This window comes from Microbacterium sp. JZ37, assembly GCF_035188445.1.
Lineage (GTDB): Bacteria > Actinomycetota > Actinomycetes > Actinomycetales > Microbacteriaceae > Microbacterium > Microbacterium barkeri.
The window spans coordinates 2,286,655-2,305,356 of sequence record NZ_CP045253.1; the positions used below are offsets into that span (position 1 = coordinate 2,286,655).

General features: G+C 72.5%; 17 protein-coding genes. 3 read left to right on the plus strand and 14 right to left on the minus strand.

Annotated features, from left to right (window positions below; all coding sequences use genetic code 11):
- Window positions 1–76: 76 nt before the first annotated feature.
- The gene (locus tag GC092_RS10540) at window positions 77–703 is read right to left on the minus strand and encodes a cyclase family protein (protein ID WP_324011829.1); all 627 of its coding nucleotides are present in this window, start codon (window positions 701–703) and stop codon (window positions 77–79) included.
- Between the two features lie 68 nt (window positions 704–771).
- Here GC092_RS10540 and GC092_RS10545 point away from each other — a divergent pair, with 68 nt between their 5' ends.
- Both GC092_RS10545 and GC092_RS10550 read left to right on the plus strand, forming a co-directional pair.
- Window positions 772–1,599: a metalloregulator ArsR/SmtB family transcription factor gene (locus GC092_RS10545; protein ID WP_324011831.1), complete on the plus strand. Its 828-nt coding sequence runs from the start codon at window positions 772–774 to the stop codon at window positions 1,597–1,599.
- A complete protein-coding gene (locus GC092_RS10550; protein ID WP_282979188.1) occupies window positions 1,596–2,195 on the plus strand; it encodes a dihydrofolate reductase family protein in 600 nt (199 codons plus the stop codon). Before GC092_RS10545 ends, GC092_RS10550 begins: the two co-directional genes overlap by 4 nt.
- Before the next feature lie 4 nt (window positions 2,196–2,199).
- Here the strand turns inward: GC092_RS10550 and GC092_RS10555 are convergent, their stop codons facing one another.
- The 3 genes from GC092_RS10555 to GC092_RS10565 are packed head-to-tail and all read right to left on the minus strand — an operon-like array spanning window position 2,200 to window position 6,805.
- Window positions 2,200–3,810 carry a thiamine pyrophosphate-binding protein gene (locus GC092_RS10555; protein ID WP_324011833.1) on the minus strand — a complete coding sequence of 537 codons (1,611 nt, stop codon included), beginning with the start codon at window positions 3,808–3,810 and terminating at the stop codon, window positions 2,200–2,202.
- Window positions 3,807–5,486, minus strand: a complete 1,680-nt coding sequence (locus GC092_RS10560) for an amidohydrolase (RefSeq protein ID WP_324011834.1) — start codon at window positions 5,484–5,486, stop codon at window positions 3,807–3,809. The genes GC092_RS10555 and GC092_RS10560 overlap by 4 nt, the downstream gene beginning before the upstream one ends.
- Window positions 5,483–6,805, minus strand: coding sequence for an MFS transporter (locus GC092_RS10565; protein ID WP_271173336.1), 1,323 nt, complete (start codon window positions 6,803–6,805; stop codon window positions 5,483–5,485). The genes GC092_RS10560 and GC092_RS10565 overlap by 4 nt, the downstream gene beginning before the upstream one ends.
- A 217-nt stretch (window positions 6,806–7,022) precedes the next feature.
- On the opposite strand from GC092_RS10565, the gene GC092_RS10570 reads away from it, so the two are divergent.
- Window positions 7,023–7,916 carry an Lrp/AsnC family transcriptional regulator gene (locus GC092_RS10570; RefSeq protein ID WP_324011836.1) on the plus strand — a complete coding sequence of 298 codons (894 nt, stop codon included), beginning with the start codon at window positions 7,023–7,025 and terminating at the stop codon, window positions 7,914–7,916.
- Between the two features lie 4 nt (window positions 7,917–7,920).
- On the opposite strand, the gene GC092_RS10575 is transcribed toward GC092_RS10570, so the two are convergent.
- From GC092_RS10575 to GC092_RS10620, 10 genes are all read right to left on the minus strand, one after another.
- A complete protein-coding gene (locus GC092_RS10575) occupies window positions 7,921–9,279 on the minus strand; it encodes a purine-cytosine permease family protein (RefSeq protein WP_324011837.1) in 1,359 nt (452 codons plus the stop codon).
- Window positions 9,280–9,301: 22 nt separating this feature from the next.
- Window positions 9,302–9,706 (minus strand): nuclear transport factor 2 family protein, encoded by a 405-nt coding sequence (locus GC092_RS10580; RefSeq protein ID WP_324011839.1) that lies wholly within the window; start codon window positions 9,704–9,706, stop codon window positions 9,302–9,304.
- The gene (gene speB / locus GC092_RS10585) at window positions 9,703–10,650 is read right to left on the minus strand and encodes an agmatinase (RefSeq protein ID WP_271173340.1); all 948 of its coding nucleotides are present in this window, start codon (window positions 10,648–10,650) and stop codon (window positions 9,703–9,705) included. Before speB ends, GC092_RS10580 begins: the two co-directional genes overlap by 4 nt.
- A 216-nt stretch (window positions 10,651–10,866) precedes the next feature.
- A complete protein-coding gene (locus GC092_RS10590; protein WP_324011842.1) occupies window positions 10,867–11,190 on the minus strand; it encodes a sugar ABC transporter ATPase in 324 nt (107 codons plus the stop codon).
- Window positions 11,191–11,300: 110 nt separating this feature from the next.
- Window positions 11,301–12,416 (minus strand): AI-2E family transporter, encoded by a 1,116-nt coding sequence (locus GC092_RS10595; protein ID WP_324011843.1) that lies wholly within the window; start codon window positions 12,414–12,416, stop codon window positions 11,301–11,303.
- 57 nt (window positions 12,417–12,473) lie between these two features.
- Window positions 12,474–13,646 (minus strand): acyl-CoA dehydrogenase family protein, encoded by a 1,173-nt coding sequence (locus tag GC092_RS10600; protein WP_324011845.1) that lies wholly within the window; start codon window positions 13,644–13,646, stop codon window positions 12,474–12,476.
- The gene (locus GC092_RS10605; RefSeq protein ID WP_324011847.1) at window positions 13,621–14,880 is read right to left on the minus strand and encodes a beta-ketoacyl-[acyl-carrier-protein] synthase family protein; all 1,260 of its coding nucleotides are present in this window, start codon (window positions 14,878–14,880) and stop codon (window positions 13,621–13,623) included. The genes GC092_RS10600 and GC092_RS10605 overlap by 26 nt, the downstream gene beginning before the upstream one ends.
- The gene (locus GC092_RS10610; RefSeq protein WP_324011848.1) at window positions 14,877–16,385 is read right to left on the minus strand and encodes a class I adenylate-forming enzyme family protein; all 1,509 of its coding nucleotides are present in this window, start codon (window positions 16,383–16,385) and stop codon (window positions 14,877–14,879) included. Before GC092_RS10610 ends, GC092_RS10605 begins: the two co-directional genes overlap by 4 nt.
- Before the next feature lie 33 nt (window positions 16,386–16,418).
- A complete protein-coding gene (locus tag GC092_RS10615) occupies window positions 16,419–18,113 on the minus strand; it encodes an ABC1 kinase family protein (protein WP_416383307.1) in 1,695 nt (564 codons plus the stop codon).
- Window positions 18,110–18,652 carry a PadR family transcriptional regulator gene (locus GC092_RS10620; protein WP_324011852.1) on the minus strand — a complete coding sequence of 181 codons (543 nt, stop codon included), beginning with the start codon at window positions 18,650–18,652 and terminating at the stop codon, window positions 18,110–18,112. Before GC092_RS10620 ends, GC092_RS10615 begins: the two co-directional genes overlap by 4 nt.
- Window positions 18,653–18,702: the final 50 nt, after the last annotated feature.

An 18,702-nucleotide genomic window follows, 5' to 3' on the forward strand; every position in this document is an offset into this window, starting at 1 on the left:
AGGAGACGATTCTGCCCCGTACCGGGGGCCTTGCGGCAAGCCCCCACCCCGGCCGTACACTGGAACCGCGGGGAGATCAGAGCGCGACGACGCGCGCCGGTGCTCCATCCGCATCGATCGCGAGCGGGAAGACGCCGATCCGCGGATGCCGCTCGAGGCCCGCCAGGCCGCGCAGGTTCTCGACGATGAGCGCATCGGCGCCGAGCACGATCTCGTGCACGGGGAAGCCCTCCCCGCCCGTCGGGTCGGGGCTCAGCAGGTCGACCGCGAGCACGCGCATCCCGTGCGCGACGAGCCAGGCGGCCGCCACCGGGTCGAGGTGCGGATGCGCGGTCGCGTCCGCCGACCCGAAGCGCTCCGCCCATCCGGTGTCCAGCACGACGATCGGCCGCAGATCGGCTTCGAGGTCGGCCGACGCCCGACGCAGGTCGTCGAGCGTGATGACCGCGCCGGCGGCGACCTCGCCGAGGTGCAGGACGATTGCCTCGCCTACGAGCTCGTCGAGCGGGATCGCGCCGGTCGTGCGCCCGCCCGCGATGACGTGGGACGGCGCGTCGAGGTGCGTTCCCGTGTGCGAGCCGAGGTGCAGGGCGGCGACCTCGACGCCGTCGCGCGCGATCTCGAGAGCCGGCTCGATGCGCACCGCGGGGTCGCCGGGGTACACGGTCATGCCGGTGCGGATGGGATGGCTGAGATCGCGCATGCGCCGACGGTACACCGCGCAGAAGATTTTCCTTGACGTGAATATTCGTCGCAGTGAATACTTCAGTCATGGACCCGCTGCTCGCCGCTCTCGCCGATCCCGCCCGATGGCGGATGATCGAGCTGCTCGCCCTCCGCCCCCGAGCCGTGGGCGAGCTGGCGGAGCTCCTCGGCCTGCGCCAGCCGCAGACCACCAAGCACCTGCAGACGCTCGCGCGCGCGGGCATCGTCAGCGTGCATCCCCTCGGCCAGCGGAGGGTGTACGCGCTCGAGACGTCGCCCCTCCGGGCTGCGGCGAACCGCCTCGCGAACCTCCTGCAGCAGGCCGATGCGCACGCCGACGAGCGCGAGGTGCTCGATCGCTATCGCGCCGCCATCAGTGCGGAGCGTGCCGCCGCGGACTCCCCTGGATGGGCGGATGGCCGCTCATTCGCCTTCGAGCGCCACCTCGCCGCCCCGCGCGAGACGGTGTGGCGTCATTGGACCGACTCCGCGCTCCTCGCCACGTGGTGGGCGCCGCCGTCTTTCGAGGTCATCGAGAGCATGATCGCACCGCATCCGGAGGGAGCGGTCGTGCTCGCCTACCGCGATCCGGACGGCGCTCACTACCGGTCGGACGGGCGGGTCCGGGTCGCCGAGGCTCCGGAGCGCCTCGAGTTCGACCTGTCGGTGCGCGACAGCGAGGGCGGTGTGGCCTTCACGGCCCACTACGCGGTCTCGCTCGACGAGGCTCCCCGGGGAACCCGTCTCGTGGCGGAGCTGCACCTCGACGCCACCGCCGTCGCCTCCGCTCCGTTCATCGCCGGCATCGAGACCGGATGGAACCAGGTGCTCGACAACCTCGTCGCACGCGTCGCCGCGGACCCGCGGCCTGATCGGAAGGAACCCCTCTCATGAACGCTCACGCACCTCGCAGGGTCACGGCGAACCTCAGCCTCACCCTCGATGGACGCTTCAACGGCCCCGGCGGGCCCGGCGACCTCGCGGCGATCGTCCCGTACGCGGTGACCGATGTCGCACGCGACCAGATGCACCGCATGCACGAGAACGCGACGACGGCCGTGCTCGGACGCGGCAACGCGCAGGGGTTCCTCGGCTTCTGGCCTTCCGTCGCCGACGACCCCTCCGCAGACCCGCGCGACCGCGGCTACGCCGCCTGGCTCCGCGATGTCGAGAAGGTGGTCCTCTCGTCCTCCCTCTCGGAGGCGCCCTGGGAGCGCACGCGCATCGTCTCGGCCCCCGTCGCCGACGTCGTGACGCAGCTGCGCGCGTCCGGCGAGGGCGACATCCTCGTCAACACCAGCCCGAGCCTCATCCGCCCGCTCCTGGCCGCGGACCTCATCGACCGGCTCTACCTCATCGTCTGCCCCGAGATCTCCGGCGGCGGCGAGCGGCTGCTCGAGGACGGGCTCCCGTCGTCGTCCTGGCGCCTGGTGCTGCACGAGGCCGGCGACCGCGGGGAGCTCGCGCTCGTCTACGACCGAGCGCGCTGAGGACTCATCCGTCGACGAGTGCGCCCTGCGGGATGTGGACGAGCCGGACGCCTCCGGCCTCGACCGCCTCGCCGATCGCGGTGCCGATGTCGGCCCGTCGCTCGACGCGCATGCCCCGCGCGCCGAAGGCATCTGCGAGCGCAGCCCAGTCCGGCTGGACGAGATCGACGCCGATCGGCGCGATGCCCCGGTCGATCTCGTTCTGCCGGATCTCCTCGTAGCCGCCGTTGTCGACGCACACGACGACGAGGTCGAGCCGCTGCTCGACCGCGGTCATGAGCTCGTTGACGCAGAACATGAGCGCGCCGTCGCCCAGGACGGCGACGACGGGCCGCTCGGTCTGGGCGACCCGGGCGCCGATCGCGGCCGGGAGTCCGTATCCGAGCGTCGCGTAGGTCGGCGTGTAGAGCAGCGAATGCGGGCGCGCCTGGCGGAGCACGTTCGCGAGCGCCATGTAGACGATCTGCGACGAGTCGCCTGCGACGACCGCGTCGTGGGGCAGGGCTCGCGCGATGGCCTCGGCGAGCGCGACGGTCTCCGGGAGGGCCTCACGGGTCTCCGCGAGGATGGCCGCTCGCGCGTCGGCGAGGTCCGGCGCGGGGCGCGTCTGGATCGCGAGCTCGGCGAGCAGCGCATCGAGGACGGCCCCGCAGTCGCCCACGATCCCGACCGTCGCCTCGAGGTTCTTGTGCACCTGCGCGGCCGAGATGTCGATGCGGATGACCCGGCCGCGTGCGGCGAGTGCGGGAGCCCACAGCTCGGCCTCGCCGAGCTTCGAGCCGAGCACGACGAGCACGTCTGCGTCCTCCGCGACCCCGCGCGCCGACGCGAGTCGCAGGTTCGAGCCGAGCGACAGGGGGTGGTGCTCGTCGACCGTCCCCTTGCCGTTGAGGGTCGTCAGCACCGGAGCGCCGAGGCGCTCGGCGAGCGCCGTCACCTGCGTGGCGGCGCGCGTGGCGCCCCCGCCGGCGACGATCACGGGGCGCCGGGCGCCCTCGAGAAGCGCGACAGCACGGGCGACGGCGGTCGCGTCCGGCCGTGCCGCCGGGCGGAGCTCGCGCGGCGCCCGTGCGGCGACCGGCACCTCGGCCGGCGCCTCGAGCACGTCGAGCGGGATCTCGATGTGCACGGGGCGCGGCCGCCCCGTGCGGAAGAGCGCGAAGGCGTCGTGCACGGCGTCCACGGCCTCAGCCGCGCTCTCGACGCGGCGCGACCACTCCGCGATCGCACCGACCATGGCGCTCGCATCCTTGGTCTCGTGGAGCGTGCCGACGTCGCGGAACTCGTCTCCGCGCGCGACCCCGGGCGACAGCACGAGCAGCGGGCGGGACTCGCAGAACGCCGTGCCGATCGCGCTCATGGCGTTCTGCAGACCGGGCCCCGAGGTCGTGATGACGACGCCCGGCATCCCCGTCAGCTGCGTCCAGCCGTCCGCCCCGTAGCCGGAGCCCTGCTCATGGCGATTCGTGACCGCGCGGATGCCGAGATCGGTCAGCGGCCGGTAGAGCTCGAGGTTGTGCGTGCCGGGGATGCCGAAGACGGCCGTGACGCCATAGGCGCGGATCGTCTCGAGCACCGCACGCCCCGCGGTGTCCGAGCCGTGCGCCCCCGTCACGAGCCGACCTCCGCGCGGTGACGGCGCTCGCCGCCGATCCACGTCTCCCTGACCCGGATGGCGGCGATGCGCTCGGGCTCGACCGCGAGCGGGTCGTCGCTCAGCACGGCGAAGTCCGCGCACTTCCCGACCTCGAGCGAGCCGAGATCGTCCTCCCGCCCGAGCGACACCGCGCCTTCGTAGGTGTGGGCGCGCAGCGCCGCGCGCGCGGACACGCGCAGGTCGTCGGGGCCGAGGCGGCGCCCGCGCCGCGTCATCCGCGTCACGGCCGTCTGGATCGCCTCGAGCGGGATGGGCTCGGCGACCGGCGCATCCGACGAGATCGTGATCGGCACGCCGGCGGCCTCGAACTCGCCCAGCGGGTTGAACCGCTCCCCCGGGGTTCCGATGGCCTCCTCGACGCCCTCGCCCCAGTTGTAGTAGTGCTGCGTCTGGTTCACCGGCCGGATGCCCGCTGCAGCCATCCGGCGGATCTGGTCGGCCGTCGGCAGGCCGCAGTGCTCGATCCGATGGCGGGCGTCGGGATCGGGGCGCTCGGCGAGCGCCGCCTCGATCGCCGACACGACCATCTCGATCGCGGTCGGCGACTGCGCATGCGTGGCGGTCTGCAGGCCCGCGGCGTGCGCGCGGCGGATGAGCTCTGCGTACTCTGCGGGCTCGTGGTAGAGCTGGCCCGTGCGGCACGGGTCGCCCACGTACCCGTCTGGGAAGTACGCCGTCCATCCGCCGAGCGTGCCGTCGGCGTAGAGCTTGATGCCGGCGAAGCTCAGGTGCGCGTTGCCGAAGGCGCCCACGAGCCCCATCTCGAGTGCCTCGTCGAGGAGGTGCGAGAGCAGGTACATCGACACGCGCAGCTCGAGCCGCCCGGCCTCGGCGAGGCGCAGGTACATGTCGAACTCGCGACGCGAGACCTGAGCGTCGCCGATCGCGGTCACACCGCCCTCGAGGAACCGGCGGGTCGCGACATCGAGCTGGCGCAGGTGCTCCTCCGGCTCGTCGGCGAGGTGGAAGTTCGGTCCGTGATGGCCGATCTTCACGCCGTGCACCCCGGTGAGGATGTTGCAGGCCGCGTCGGACAGCTCGCCCGTGAGCTCGCCGTCTGCGTCGCGGAAGAACACGCCGCCCTCGGGGTCGGGCGTGCCGCGGTCGACGCCCGCGCGCTCGAGCGTCACGCTGTTGACGACGCCGCCGTGGCCCGAGGCGTTCATGAGGTAGACCTCGCGCTCGGTCGACACCTCGTCGAGCTCGAAGCGGGTCGGGTGACGGCGCTCGGCGAGGTTGCGGTGCTCGTACCCGTAGCCGCGGACGGGACGCCCCTCGGGGAGGCCCTCCGCCGCGGCGCGGAGCAGCGCGACGATCTCGGGGATGCTGCCCGCCTTCTCGGGCCCGCAGTCCACCCACGTCATCATCTGCCCGTACATGAGCGGATGCGCGTGCGCGTCGACGAAGCCCGGCACGACGACGCCGTCGCCGAGGTCGACGGTCTCCGGATCGAGGCCGAGCGCGTGCGCGGCCGCCGCGCAGGTCTCGCGGTCGCCGACGGCGAGGATCCGGCCGCGATCGATGAGCATCGCCGTCGCGGTCGTGTCGCGGGCGTCGACCGTGTGGATCGCACGCGCGACGATCATCCGCGGCGCGGTCTGAGCGGGTCGGTCGAAGGGGGTCAGCTTCCTCATGGGAGTCGGTTCGTCCTCGTGTCGGTGCGGGGCGTGAAGGACGCCGTGACCGGCGCCTCGTCGGAGTGCTGGGGAGCGAGCCGCGTGCAGATGCCCGCGAGCACGGCCATCCCGGTGAACATCGCGATCACCGACCAGACGCTGCCGGTCCACGCGATGAGCTGCGTCGCGAACCAGGGCGAGAACCCTGCCCAGACCGCCGCGCCCACGCCATAGGCGAGCGCGATCGACGTGTAGCGCGCCTGAGGGCGGAACATCTGCGCGAGGATCGCGGCGATCGGAGCGTACGTCGCGCTCATCGCGACGCGCACGAGCGAGGCCAGGAGGAAGACGGCCGGCTCGATCCGCCCCGGCATGACGAGCAGGAAGGGCGCGAACGTGAGCACGGAGGTGACCAGGCCGATGTACATGATGTTCTTGCGCCCCCAGCGGTCGCCCAGCCACGCGATGGGGAGCGTCACGAGGAACTCGACGAACGACGCCACGGTCATCGCGTCGAGGATCAGCTGCTCGCTGAGCGCGACCGTCTCGCCGGTCGCGTATGCCGTGGCGAACGTCGTCGCGAGGTAGTAGCCGCCGGTCGAGATCGGCAGCAGGCCGATGCCGAGGAGGATCGGCAGCCAGTTGGCACGCAGCGCGAACGCGAGCGGCATGGACTGCTTGCGCCCCTCGACCTTCGAGGCGAAGACCGGCGACTCCTCGACGCGGTAGCGGACCCACAGCCCCACCCCGATGAGCACGATCGACGCGATGAACGGGATGCGCCATCCGCCGTCGATGATGAAGGTCTCGCCGCCGCGCGACATGATCGCGAAGACGCCGGACGCGAGCAGCGCACCGGCGGGGTTGCCGAGCTGCGTGAATCCCCCGTAGAAGGTCTTCGACTTCTCGGGCGCGTGCTCGACGCTCATCAGGACGGCGCCGCCCCACTCGCCGCCGACGGCCAGCCCCTGCAGCGCGCGCAGGGCGATGAGGAGGATCGGCGCGGCGATGCCGATGTCGGCGTACGTCGGCAGGCAGCCGACGAGCACGGTCGCGACGCCCATGAGGAGGAGGGTGATCACGAGGGAGACACGGCGGCCCAGCTTGTCTCCGATGTGGCCGAAGACGATGCCGCCCAGCGGACGGACGAGGAAGGCGACGGCGAACGTCGCGAAGGCGGCCGCTGTCTCGGCGAGCGGGTCGTCGCTCGGGAAGAACAGCGGTCCGAAGACGAGGGCGGCGGCGGTCGCGTAGACGTAGAAGTCGTACCACTCGATCGTGGTGCCGACGAACGCGGCGAAGCCGGCGCGCCGCGCTCTGCTGTGCGTGGAAGTCATGGTGGCCGCTCCTTTGCGGGGGTATCGGGTTGCATCGGATGCTACGAGCGGCCGGAAGGCGGAGCAAGGCCAGAACTCCAGGAGAATCTCGCTGTCGCCGATGTTCCGATTCGAAGAACGCGCAGATCCGCTCGCGGTGTCTCCTTGAATCGCGAGTAGACTTCACTTCTGCGCGCGTCGACGCGCGTTCCACGGAATCTCGCGGATCGGAGACGGGATGGACTTCGAAGCCGACCTCGTTCGGGCACTGCAGGAGGACGGGCGTGCGAGCATCCACTCCCTCGCGCTGAGGCTCGGGCAGTCCCGCGCGGCCGTCTCGACACGGCTCCGCGCGATGCTCGCCGACGGCACCGTGCGCGTCGTCGCCGCGGTCGATCCCGCCTTCCTCGGTCAGCACGTGCTCGCGCACGTCTCGGTGCGGGCCGACGGCTCCGTGCAGCCCATCGCGGAGCATCTGCGCGGGCTCCCCGAGACCGTGCTCGTCTCGGCCGTGGGCGGCTCGCACGATCTCGTCACCGAGGTGCGGGTCGGCTCCATGGCGACCCTCCACGAGCTGCTCGCGCGCATCCGCGGGCTCAGCGGCGTCGTGGACATCAGCACCCTGATCTACTCGACGGTCGTGAAGGGCTTCTTCGTCTCGGACTATCAGGGCGACCTCGTGATCGACGACATCGACATGTCGCTGATCGAGATGCTGCAGCGCGACGGCCGCATGAGCTACCGCGCACTCGGCGAGGCGGTCCGCCTCTCCCCCTCCGCAGTCACGACGCGCGTGCAGCGCCTCATCGCGGGCGGTGTCATCAAGATCAGCGCCGTCGAGGCGCGGGGCCTTGCGCACCGGCAGCTGTCGATGGGGGTCGGGCTCAACCTCTCCGGGGAGGACGACGCCGTGATCGACGCGCTGCGCGAGTGGCGCGGCGTCGACTTCGCCGCTCGCACGCTGGGCCGCTTCGACGCGGTCGCGACGCTCGTGGAGCCGACGGCGGGCGCGCTGTACGCGAGCCTCGAACGGCTCCGCACGCTCCGTGGCGTCGCGCGGATGGAGTCGTGGCTGCACCTCGCGGTGCTCAAGGAGGACTACGCGCGGACGCTGCGGCCCGCCGCGCGCTGAGGCCTCAGCCCTCCAGCGGCTGCTCGGCGAGGTGCACGCTGCGCTCGGCGCGCGCGCGACGCCGGACGGGGAGCATCGGGACGAGGTACACCGCGAATGTCACGGCGAACGCGGCGGCGGTCGCGCCGATCGGACTCGGCCAGACATAGGTGAGGAGATAGGACACGAGCGCGCCGACGACCCAGGCGATGATCGCGATCGGGTTCACCCCCTTCGCGAACCAGTAGCGGCCCCCCGAGCTGCGGAGGATGTCGGCGTTGTACGACCCGCGCCGGATGACGTAGTAGTCCACGATCATGATCGCGAACACCGGCACGAAGAACGCGCCGATGACCGTGAGGAACGTCGTGAACCGGTCGAGCAGCGCGAGCCACGTCGAGCCCGCGATCGAGATCGCGCCGAGGATGAGCGCGGTGGGGAGGAAGCGCGGCCGCCAGCCGGGCAGGGAGTTCATGACCGACGTCGTCATCCCGTACACGACCATCGTGTTCGTCGCCATGACCGAGACGAAGATCACCACCGCGATCGGCGCGCCGAACGCCGTCACGAGCGCGGTCGGGTCGAACGGCGCCCCGTCGGCACCCGACAGCAGGATGTACGCGAATGCGGTCGCTCCGAGCGACATCGAAACGATCGTCGAGGTCGCGTAGCCCGCGACCGAGCCGACGACGCCCGCGCGCGAGGTCCGCGCGAGCCGGTTCACATCGGCCGACAGCACGGTCCACGAGATCGCCGTCGCGATGACCATGTCGAGCACGAACACGTGCGTGAGCTCACCGGTCGGCTCGAGCGCGAAGTAGTCCGCCGGAGGGAACGCCGTGAACGCCTGCGCGAACATCCACCCGATGACGATGAGCATGAGCACCGCGAGCCACGGCTCGACCCGGGCGATGCCCTCGTGGCCGAAGATCGCGAGGACGACCACGATCGCCTGGCACAGCACCGAGAACAGGACCGGGTTCGAGAAGCCCGTGAGCTGCGCGACGAGCGCGTCGACCGTCACCCCCGCGAGCATGGCCTGCACCCAGCTCCATCCCATGAGCACGAACACGTTCGCCGCGAGCGGCAGCAGGCTGCCGCGGGTGCCGAACGCGCCGCGTGTCAGCGCCATCGTGGGCAGGCCGGTGCGTGTGCCGATGTTGCCGACGGCCGCGAGCACGGCCACGCCCGCGAGCGTGCCGATCACGATCATGAGAAGCGCGCCGCCGTAGTCGATCCCTGGCACGAACAGCGTGCCTGTCAGAAGAGTCGTCACGACGAGGTTGGCGGCGAGCCAGATCATCCCGACACGCCGGACCGCGAGCGTGCCCGTGACGGGGCCGGTCGCGTCGGCGGGGGTCTCTCGACGGCGTTCGGATGACATCGGCGTCTCCTCGGGGTGCGGCTCAGTGGCCGGGAGGAAGGGGGGACAGGTGCTCGTGGATCGCGACGAGGCGATCGCCGTCGACGCGGAAGACGATGCTCTCGCGCTCGCGGTACGCCTCCTCGCCGGCGCCGGTGGCGACCCGGGTCGCCACCGTGTGGCTGAAGACCGCACCGCCGGGGTAGGTCTGCACGAGCGCGTCCCACGACGTGCAGGACAGCACGCGCCATCCCGATTCGGTCCACGACCTCCACAGGATCTCGTACGACGCCCGGTCGTCGAGCCGCGCGGCCTCGGTGTGGAACACGAACGAGGCGTCGGGTGCGAAGCGCGCGAAGTAGCGCCGGGTGTCGGTCGCGGCGAACGCGTCGACGATGGCGGCGGCCGCCGCCGCGACCTCGTCCTCGCCGGGCGTGCGGACGCTCATCGCTCGACCCGGGGCGCCATCGCGCTGATGAGCTCGTACGCGACGTGCGACGCCGCGACGGCCGTGAGCTGCGCGTGGTCGTAGGCCGGCGCGACCTCGACGACGTCGGCTCCGACGATGCGCTTGTCGGCGAGGGCGCGCAGGATGCGCAGGAGCTCGCGCGAGGTGAGGCCGCCGGCCTCGGGCGTCCCCGTGCCCGGGGCATGCGCGGGATCGAGCACGTCGATGTCGATCGAGATGTAGAGCGGCGCGTCGCCGATCCGCGTGCGGATCCGCTCGATCGCGCGCTCGACGCCGTCCTCCTCGATCTGCTCGCTCGTCACGATCGCGAAGCCGAGGCGCTCGTCGTCGACGAGGTCGGACTGCCCGTACAGGGGGCCGCGCGTTCCGACGTGCATGCTCGCGGTCTGGTCGATGAGCCCCTCCTCGCTCGCGCGACGGAAGGGCGTGCCGTGCGTGACGGGCGCGCCGAAGTAGGTGTCCCACGTGTCGAGGTGGGCGTCGAAGTGCAGCACCGCGACCGGTCCGTGGTCGCGCGCGACGGAGCGCAGAAGCGGAAGCGCGATCGTGTGGTCGCCGCCGATCGTCACGAGGCGCGTTCCTCCTGCGCGCAGCGCCGTCGCTGCTTCGTCGATCGCGCGGACCGCGTCGTCGATGTCGAACGGGTTCGCCGCGATGTCGCCCGCGTCGGCGACCTGCTGAGCGGCGAACGGCGAGACGCCCTGCGCGGGATTGAACGGCCGCAGCAGACGGGACGCCTCGCGGACGTGAGCGGGACCGAACCGGGCGCCGGGGCGGTAGCTCACACCGCTGTCGAACGGAACGCCCACGACGGCGATGTCGGCTCGGTCCACCTCGTCGATGCGCGGGAGGCGCGCGAAGGTCGCGATGCCCGCGAAGCGGGGGACGACGGATGCGTCGACGGGTCCGATGGGTTCGGTCATGGCGGGTCCTCCTGTGCGGGATCGCCTGGATCCTACGCACGCAGAGGAGGGGCCCGCAAGCGCGGAAATCCAGCGCTTGCGGGCCTCAGGAGAAGGAATCTCGGGCAGCTCCGGCGATATCCGCACGAGTGTCATGTTCAGCGCACGGGACGCTGGAGTTCTGCACCCGCCGATCGCCATTCCCTCGATTCTCGGGAGCGGAGGCGGCGCGCCGATTCAGAGGTCTTCGGGGGCGAGGTCGCCCTCCCCGTCCTCGCCAAGCTCGGCGACGACCGGATCCTCGTCCTGCGTCTCGGGCTGCACGTCGCTCACGGGGAGGTCGGCCGCCGGGATCTCGTCGTCGTCCGCCGGGATCTCGTCGGGGTCACGGCCGGTCGCCGTCTCCTCGCTCGCCCCCTCCCCCGCATCGCGCGCCTCGGTCTGCTCCCACTCCGCCTGCGCAGGATCGGCGGACGGGTCCGCGTACGCGGTCGCCTCCGCATCCCGGACAGGGCGGATGGCGTCGGGGTCGTCGGTCAGGCGGCTGTCGTTCGCGTCCATGGGGTCCTCCTGTCGGAGCCGGGTGTCGGTACCCGTCCACTCTGCGCGACGGCGCGGTCCGCGCCGAGGGGCTTGATCCGCGACCGCGCGCGCGTTATCGCCGGCCCTCGTCAGACCTTCGCCGGCGGGAGCCGCTTGGCGTCCTGCGACGGGAAGATCACCTTCTGCACGATGATGATGATGCTCGCCGCCACCGGGATCGCGACGAGCGCGCCCAGCACGCCGCCGAGGGCACCGCCCGCGACGGCGGCGATGACGACGATCGCGCCCGGCACGGCGACAGCCTTGCTCATGATGCGCGGGCTCAGCACGTACGCCTCGATCTGCATGTAGACGAGGTAGTACCCGAACGCGATGAGCGCCGTCACCGGCGAGGCGATCAGGCAGATGAGCGAGTTGATGATCGACGCGCTGAGCGTTCCGACGAGCGGGATGAGCGAGCCGATGAACGCGATGAGCGCGAGGAGCGCCGGCATGGGCGCCCCGATGATGCTCAGCACGATGAGGCTGAGCACGCCGTTGATGAGCGCGAGGCTCGCCTGGCCGATCACGTAGCGGCCGACCGCACTCGAGATCTCCTCGAGCACCTCGGTGAAGCGCGCCCGCTGGTAGGCGGGAACGAAGCGCGCCGCGAGGCGCTTCATGCCGCGCAGCGATGCCATGAAGTAGAGCGTGAGGATGAGCACGATCGTCATGCCCGTGACGCCGCCCGCGATGCCGGCTCCGACCGCGACGATGCCTCCGCCGATCTGGGTGAGGTTGGCCGGATCCTGGAGGAAGCTCAGCGCCTGCCCTGCCGCGTCCTCGAACGACGACCCGAACTGCGCGCTCAGCTGCCGGTACCAGTCGCTGGCCATGACGTCGCTCACCATCTGCGGCCCGTTGTCGATGAGGTTCGTCACCTGCTGCACGAGCACGGGGACGATCGCGAGCACGATGCCGGCGAACGCGAGCAGCACGCCGGCCACGACGATCGCGACCGCGGCCGGGCGCGGGAGCCGCCGCTCGATCGCGCGGACGACCGGATCGAGACCGAGCGCGAGGAACAGCGCGATCCCGATGTACACGAGGACCGTGGCGAGCTTGCCCACGAGCGACCCGATGAGCAGCGCGACGAGCACGCCGAGCGCCCCGAAGAGGCCGAAGGTGAACGGGCGGATGCGCCAGCCCACGAGCCTCGCCTCGATCGGCCCACGGGGCTCGCTCTCGACCGTCGTCCGCCGCATGGCTGTCTCCCCCGCGCTCGATGCCGTTCCTCTGCCGATCATAGGCGCGCGTGATGCTCAGTCGTCGTCGAGGAGCGCGGCCGCGTACATGGGCCGCGCGGCATCCGCGCTCGGCGGGTGGAAGAGGCCCGCCGTCGCGTCGCGGTACAGGCGGCTGAGCTCGCTGCCGTTGTCGAAGCCGCTGCCGCCCGCGCACAGGAGGGCGGTCTCCGCGGCTCTGCGCGCCGCGTGCGACGCGTTGAGCCGCGCGCTCACGAGCCGCAGCGGCCATCCGGCGCCGTGCTCGACGAGCTCGTCGAAGTCGCGCGTGTAGGCCTCGAGCTGCGCGGGCACCGCGAGGTACGCCATGTGCGCATCGGCGAGGCGCACGCGCGCCTCGGGCACCTCGGCGAACGTCGTGCCGGTCTTCGCCGACCGCCGCCGCTTCAGCGCTTCGGCGCCCAGCTCGAGCGCGCGGCGTGCGATGCCCGCGTAGACCGACCCGACGAGCAGCTGGAACGTGCTCGTGATCGCGAACACGAGGAGGTCGGGATAGCGTCCCGCCGGGATCCGGCGAGCGACCCGGTCGGCGCGGAGCGGCACGCCGTCGAGGATGGTCGCACGGCTCTGCGACGCGCGCATGCCGAGCACGTCCCACTGGTCGGAGACCGTGATGCCGGGCGCGTCCCGGTCGACGAAGCCGTACACGAGCACGGGGTCGTCGGGAACGGAGCCGTCGCGTCCGTGCACGATGAGGCGCGTCCACACGGGCGAGAGCGACGTGAAGATCTTGACGCCCGTGAGGCGGTACCCGCCGTCGCCGTCGGGCTCCGCGACGGTGTTCGACCCCTGAAGCACCCAGTCGTTCGACGGCTCGCTGATGCCGAACGCGAAGATCTCGCCGGCCATGGCCTCCTCGAGCACCCACGCCAGCGACCGGTCGCCGCGCGCGAGCATCGCCTGGACGACGCCCGTGCACATGAGGTGCATGTTGATCGCGAGCGCCGTGGCCGGAGCCGCCCCGGCGAGACGCTGCTGCAGCCGGGAGACGTCGCCGAGGCCGAGGCCGGCCCCGCCGAGCTCCTCGGGGACGAACAGCGTCAGATAGCCGACTGCGCGCAGCTCCTCGAGGTCCTCGTCGAAGAAGCGGTTCTCCCGGTCGTACACGGCGGCGCGCTCCCGGAACCGCTCGAGCAGATCGTCGGGGAGGTACCGCTCGGCGAGCTCAGCATGCCTGCGTTCCCGGTCCATGTGTCTCCTCTCCGCGCGCGATGAGCAGCGCGCCGTTGTGCCCGCCGAAGCCGAACGACGTCGACAGCACGGCGGCGACGTCAGCGCGCCGCGCCGTGCCGGCGACCAGGTCCCATCCGGGCTCGGGGTCGTCGAGATTGAGCGTGGGCGGCAGGATGCCGTCGCGGATGCTCAGCGCCGCGATGATCGCCTCCACGACGCCCGCCGCGCCGAGCAGATGCCCGGTCGACGACTTCGTCGCGCTGATGGGGATGGCGCGGGCGCGGGCGCCGAGGGCGGCCTCGAGCGCCGCGAGCTCGGCCGCGTCGCCCGCGGGCGTGCCCGTGCCGTGCGCGTTCACGTGCTGCACCCGCTCGGCTGTCGCGCCTGCGTCATCGAGGCAGGCGCGGATCGCGGCCGCCGCGCCTGCGCCGTCGGGGCGCGGAGCGGTGGGATGGTGCGCATCGCTCGATGCGCCGAATCCCGCGACCTCGGCGATCGCACAGGCACCGCGAGCCCGCGCGCCGTCGTCCGACTCGAGGAGCACGGCCGCGGCGCCCTGCGACATGACGAAGCCCGTTCGCCCGCGGTCGAACGGCCGCGATGCCGCCGACGGGTCGTCCTCGTATCCCGTCGCGAGCGCGCGCAGGTTGGCGTTCGAGGCGAGGTTCACGGGTCCGAGGCAGTCCTCCATCCCCACGACGAGCACGGCGTCGGCGTACCCGTGCCGGATGCGGCGCATGCCCTCGCCGATCGCGACGGCGCCGCTCGCGCACGTGGCCGAGACCGCCGAGGCGGCTCCCGTGAGGCCATGCCTCTGGCTGAGCAGAGCGGCCGCCGCGTCGGGCGCGCCGTGCATCGCGAGAGCGAGCGGGACCGCCCGCGGCCCGCGGGCATCCAGCGCTCTCGTCGCGCGCTGCATGGCGTCGACCGGCCCCGAGCCGGTCGCGGCGATGACATCGACGCGGCCGCCGAGCATGCCGCGCGCATCCGCGTCGTCGATCGCCTCGTCTCCTGCGGCGACAGCCCACTGGAGCACGGCGCTGAGGCGCCGCGCGAGGCCGGGCTCGAGGAGGTCGGATGCATCGAAGTCGCGCACCTGGCCCCCGATGCGGACGGGGAGCTCGGCGAACTCCGGCCCGTCGAGCTCGCGGATGGCGCTGCGGCCGTCGGCGACGGCCTGCCACATCGCGGGGACGCCGATGCCGCTCGGCGTGACCGCGCCGGCTCCCGTGATCACGACGCGGCGGCTCACAGGCGCTCCGCCTCTCCGCGCACGACGAGCTCCGTCGCCTCGGCACGCCGGATCTTGCCGCCGACGGTTCGCGGCAGGCGAGCGACCCGGTACCAGCGGCGCGGCACGAACTGGGGGGCGAGGTGCGAGCGCGCGTGCGCCAGGAGCGCCGCCTTGTCGGGTGCGTCGCCCTCGAGGATGAGGGCGACGGCCGTCCCGAGGCGCCCGTCGGGCAGGGCGACCGCACAGGTCGCCCCGACCCCGGCCATCCCGTCGAACGCCCGCTCGACGTCGGGCAGCGCGACCTTGTGGCCCCCGGTCACCGCGATGTCTCCGGCGCGCCCGATGAGCTCGAGACGGCCGCCGATGATCCGCGCCTGATCGTGGACCGTGGCCCACCCCGACGCATCGCGCAGCACGGCGTCGGTCGTGCCCGAGACGTAGCCGTCGGAGCACGCGGCGGCGCGCACCCACAGGGTGCCGGGCTCGCCGTCGGGCAGGTCGACGCCGTCGGCGTCGCGGACACGCACGGCGATCCCGTCGTAGACGTCGATGAGCGTGCCGTCGCCGCCGCGGCTGTCGCCGATGAAGCCGATCTCCGCCGCGCCGTAGTAGCTGATCAGGCGCACGTGCGGGAGCGCCCAGGCGAGGCCCGCGCGGATGCGCGCCGGCAGGTTCGCGCCCCCGGTCACGACGAGGTCGAGCGACGCGAGCCGGCCGGGATCCCGCCGAGCCGCGGCGGTGAGCGCCTCGACGACCGCAGGGACCGCGACGACGCGCGTGATGTGCTCGTCGCGGATGCGCCGGGTCGCGTCGAGGGGGTCGAACGCGTCGGCGAGGTGCACGCTGCCGCCCGTCGCCAGGCACTCGATCACGGCGTAGAGCGTGAGGCTGTACGAGACGGGGCCCGGCGCGAGCGTCGCGACACCGGGCAGCGGCTCGAGATGGGCGCTCGACACGGCGACGTTCTCGCGATACTGCCGGCGGGTCTTGAGGAACGCCTTCGGGTCGCTTGTCGTGCCTGAGGAGAAGAGCATGAGGAACGGCTCGTCCGCGTCGCGCACGGCGGGCGGCGCGGCCGGCCGCGTCTCGGCCTCTCGGCGCCGGACGTCGTCGAGCGAGAGGACGACGCCTCTCCAGCCGGCCTCCGCGAGCGCGGCGGCGAGCGCGGGGTCGTCGCTCAGGACGACGCCGATCCCGGTCGCGACGACGACGCGCACGCGATGCGCGAGCGGCCAGCGCGGGTCGATGACGGCGGAGACGGATCGGTGCCCCGCGAGCCCCGCGACGAAGCGCGCCGTGTGGAAGGCCGAGGTGACGCTGACGGCCGTGATCGGGATGCCCTCCGTCTCGCGCGCCGGGGCGGGCGGATGGTCCTGGGCGCCGTGGAGCGCGTCGACGACCGCGAACACGCGCCGCGAGTCCTCGACGAGCTCGGCGTACGAGAGCCGCTCGCACTCCCCCGCGATCGCCGTCCGCTCGGGATGCCGCGACGCGACATCGAGGATCGTCGAGGTGATCGGCACGGACCCAGTCTAGGAACCCGTCTGGATGCCGACTCAGCGCCCGCGCGCGAACACGGCGTGCAGGAGCGGGAGCGCGGAGGCCGCCATGAGCCAGCCGCCGAGCGCCGCGTCGCCCGCGTGCAGGGTCGCCCCGGCGATGAGAAGCGCGCTGAACACGATCGCGGAGCCCAGCCGCCGCGCGAGGTTCTCGAGCCGCGACAGGCGCCGATCCAGCCGCGGGGTCGACACCTCGACGGAGCCGTCCTCGATCCTCCCGATGAGGCCGTCGAGCCGCTTCGGCAGGCGCAGCGCGAGGCCTGCGGCGTCGAGCGCCTCCTTGGCGACATCCTGCACGACGTTGCCGCCCTCGTCGCGCAGCAGCTGCGCGGCGTACGGCTCGACCGAGTCCCACAGGTTGAAGCGCGGGTCGAGCGCGCTGCACACCCCGGAGGTCAGCGACATGGCGCGCACGACGAGCAGGAAGTTCTCGGGCAGCTGGAACGGCATCGCACGGGCGAGATCGCCGAACTCCGCCGCGAAGTCGCGGAACTCACGCGGATCCACCTCGCGGAGCTCGGCGAACCCCATCCCGCCGAAGCGGGCGAAGAGCGCAGCGAGCGCGCGCTCGAGCTCGGCGACATCCGCGGAGGGCAGGAGGGCGCCGACCGACCGGATCGCGTCGACGAGACCGCGGCCGTCGCGAGCTGCCGCGGCGATGAGCGCCTTGCGCAGCCCCGCGCGGGTGCTCGGCGGGACCTCGCCCATCATCCCGAAGTCGATGAAGGTGAGCCGCCACGAGCCGCCGCTCGTCGGCGTCACGAAGATGTTGCCGGGGTGCGGATCGGCATGGAAGTACCCGTGCACGAAGAGCTGGTCGAACATGACCGAGGCGAACACGGGCGCGACCTCGGCCGGGTCGATGCCCGCCGCGCGCAGCCCGTCGGCGTCGGTGATCTTGATCGCGGTGACGTCCTCCAGGGCGAGGACGCGGCGCGTCGTGCGCTCCCAGAGCACGGCCGGCACCGCCACGCGGGCATCGCCCGCGAAGTCCTCGGCGAAGCGCTCGGAGGCGGCGGCCTCGTGGAGATAGTCGATCTCCTCGCGGCACGTCTGGGCGAACTCCTCGATGAGCGCGGGCATGTCGACCCGCTCGCGGACGACGCGGACGCGGCGCAGCCATCCCGCGACCCGCCGGAGCGCCGCGAGGTCGGTGTCGACGACAGCATCGATGCCGGGGCGCTGCACCTTGAGGACGACGCCGTGGATGCCCGTCTCGGCCGCGTCGGCCGCGGCAGGGCGCGCGCGGTGCGCCTGTCCGAGCGACGCGGCCGCGATCGGGGTCTCGTCCACAGTCGCGAACGCACGGTCGAGCGGGATGCCCAGCTCGGCTTCCGCGAGCGCGCGGACGTCGGCGAAGGCCACGGGCGGCACCTCGTCCTGCAGGCCCTCGAGCTCGGAGGTGATCTCGGGCGGGAGCACATCGAGGCGCGACGACATGAACTGCCCCACCTTGATCATGAGCCCGCCGAGCTCGACGGCGAGCGCGTGGAAGCGCCGCGCGAAGCGCGTCAGGCGCTGCGTCCTCGTGCGCTCGGCGACGCCCGCGAGGCCGATGCGCGGCAGCACGAGCTCGTACCACCACTCGATCGCGAGGTTCCGCGCCGCGAAGCGGAGGATGCGACGGTAGCGCGCGCGGGAGACGTCGTCGACGGGCGCGCCCGACGCGCCGGCGGCCGCCACCCCGCTCAGTCCTGCGCCAGGATCGCGTACAGCCGGCGCCGTGCCTCGTCGAGCACGTCCACCGCCTGCTGCACCTGCTCGGGCGTGCCAGTGCGGCCGACCTGGGCCGCGGCCTGCGCGAGCTCGAGACCCGCCTTCGGCAGCGCCGTGAACGCCGGGCGCTCCGCGCCCTCGGACGGCGACCCCCACGGGACTGAGGCGCGCGCGGCCTCCTCGCGGCCGGCGTCGGTCATCACGTACGTCTTGCGGCCGCCCGACTCCTCGGCGCGCACGAGTCCCTCGTCGGCGAGCAGCTGCAGGGTGGGATACACCGAGCCGGCGCTGGGCTTCCAGCTGCCGCCCGTGCGCTCCTCGATCTCACGGATGATCTGGTAGCCGTGCATCGGCTGCTCGGCGAGGAGCACGAGCACGGCCGCGCGCACGTCGCCGCGCCCCATCCGCGTGCCGCTGCGCTTGTCGAACGACGAGCGCAGCTGCTCCATCATCTGCCACATGCCCTCGAGGGGGTTGCCGCCGCCGAAGCCGCCGGCCGGGAACGAACCGCTCATGATCGTCTCCTTCATCTCGAACGATACTCAACGATATGTCGTCGAGAGCG

Bases quoted from the DNA above. Each gene is read 5' to 3' on its own strand.
- GC092_RS10540 (WP_324011829.1), bottom strand. From the start codon at position 703: ATGCGCGATCTCAGCCATCCCATCCGCACCGGCATGACCGTGTACCCC.
- GC092_RS10545 (WP_324011831.1), top strand. From the start codon at position 772: ATGGACCCGCTGCTCGCCGCTCTCGCCGATCCCGCCCGATGGCGGATG.
- GC092_RS10550 (WP_282979188.1), top strand. From the start codon at position 1,596: ATGAACGCTCACGCACCTCGCAGGGTCACGGCGAACCTCAGCCTCACC.
- GC092_RS10560 (WP_324011834.1), bottom strand. From the start codon at position 5,486: ATGAGGAAGCTGACCCCCTTCGACCGACCCGCTCAGACCGCGCCGCGG.
- GC092_RS10565 (WP_271173336.1), bottom strand. From the start codon at position 6,805: ATGACTTCCACGCACAGCAGAGCGCGGCGCGCCGGCTTCGCCGCGTTC.
- GC092_RS10570 (WP_324011836.1), top strand. From the start codon at position 7,023: ATGGACTTCGAAGCCGACCTCGTTCGGGCACTGCAGGAGGACGGGCGT.
- GC092_RS10575 (WP_324011837.1), bottom strand. From the start codon at position 9,279: ATGTCATCCGAACGCCGTCGAGAGACCCCCGCCGACGCGACCGGCCCC.
- GC092_RS10580 (WP_324011839.1), bottom strand. From the start codon at position 9,706: ATGAGCGTCCGCACGCCCGGCGAGGACGAGGTCGCGGCGGCGGCCGCC.
- speB (WP_271173340.1), bottom strand. From the start codon at position 10,650: ATGACCGAACCCATCGGACCCGTCGACGCATCCGTCGTCCCCCGCTTC.
- GC092_RS10590 (WP_324011842.1), bottom strand. From the start codon at position 11,190: ATGGACGCGAACGACAGCCGCCTGACCGACGACCCCGACGCCATCCGC.
- GC092_RS10595 (WP_324011843.1), bottom strand. From the start codon at position 12,416: ATGCGGCGGACGACGGTCGAGAGCGAGCCCCGTGGGCCGATCGAGGCG.
- GC092_RS10600 (WP_324011845.1), bottom strand. From the start codon at position 13,646: ATGGACCGGGAACGCAGGCATGCTGAGCTCGCCGAGCGGTACCTCCCC.
- GC092_RS10620 (WP_324011852.1), bottom strand. From the start codon at position 18,652: ATGAGCGGTTCGTTCCCGGCCGGCGGCTTCGGCGGCGGCAACCCCCTC.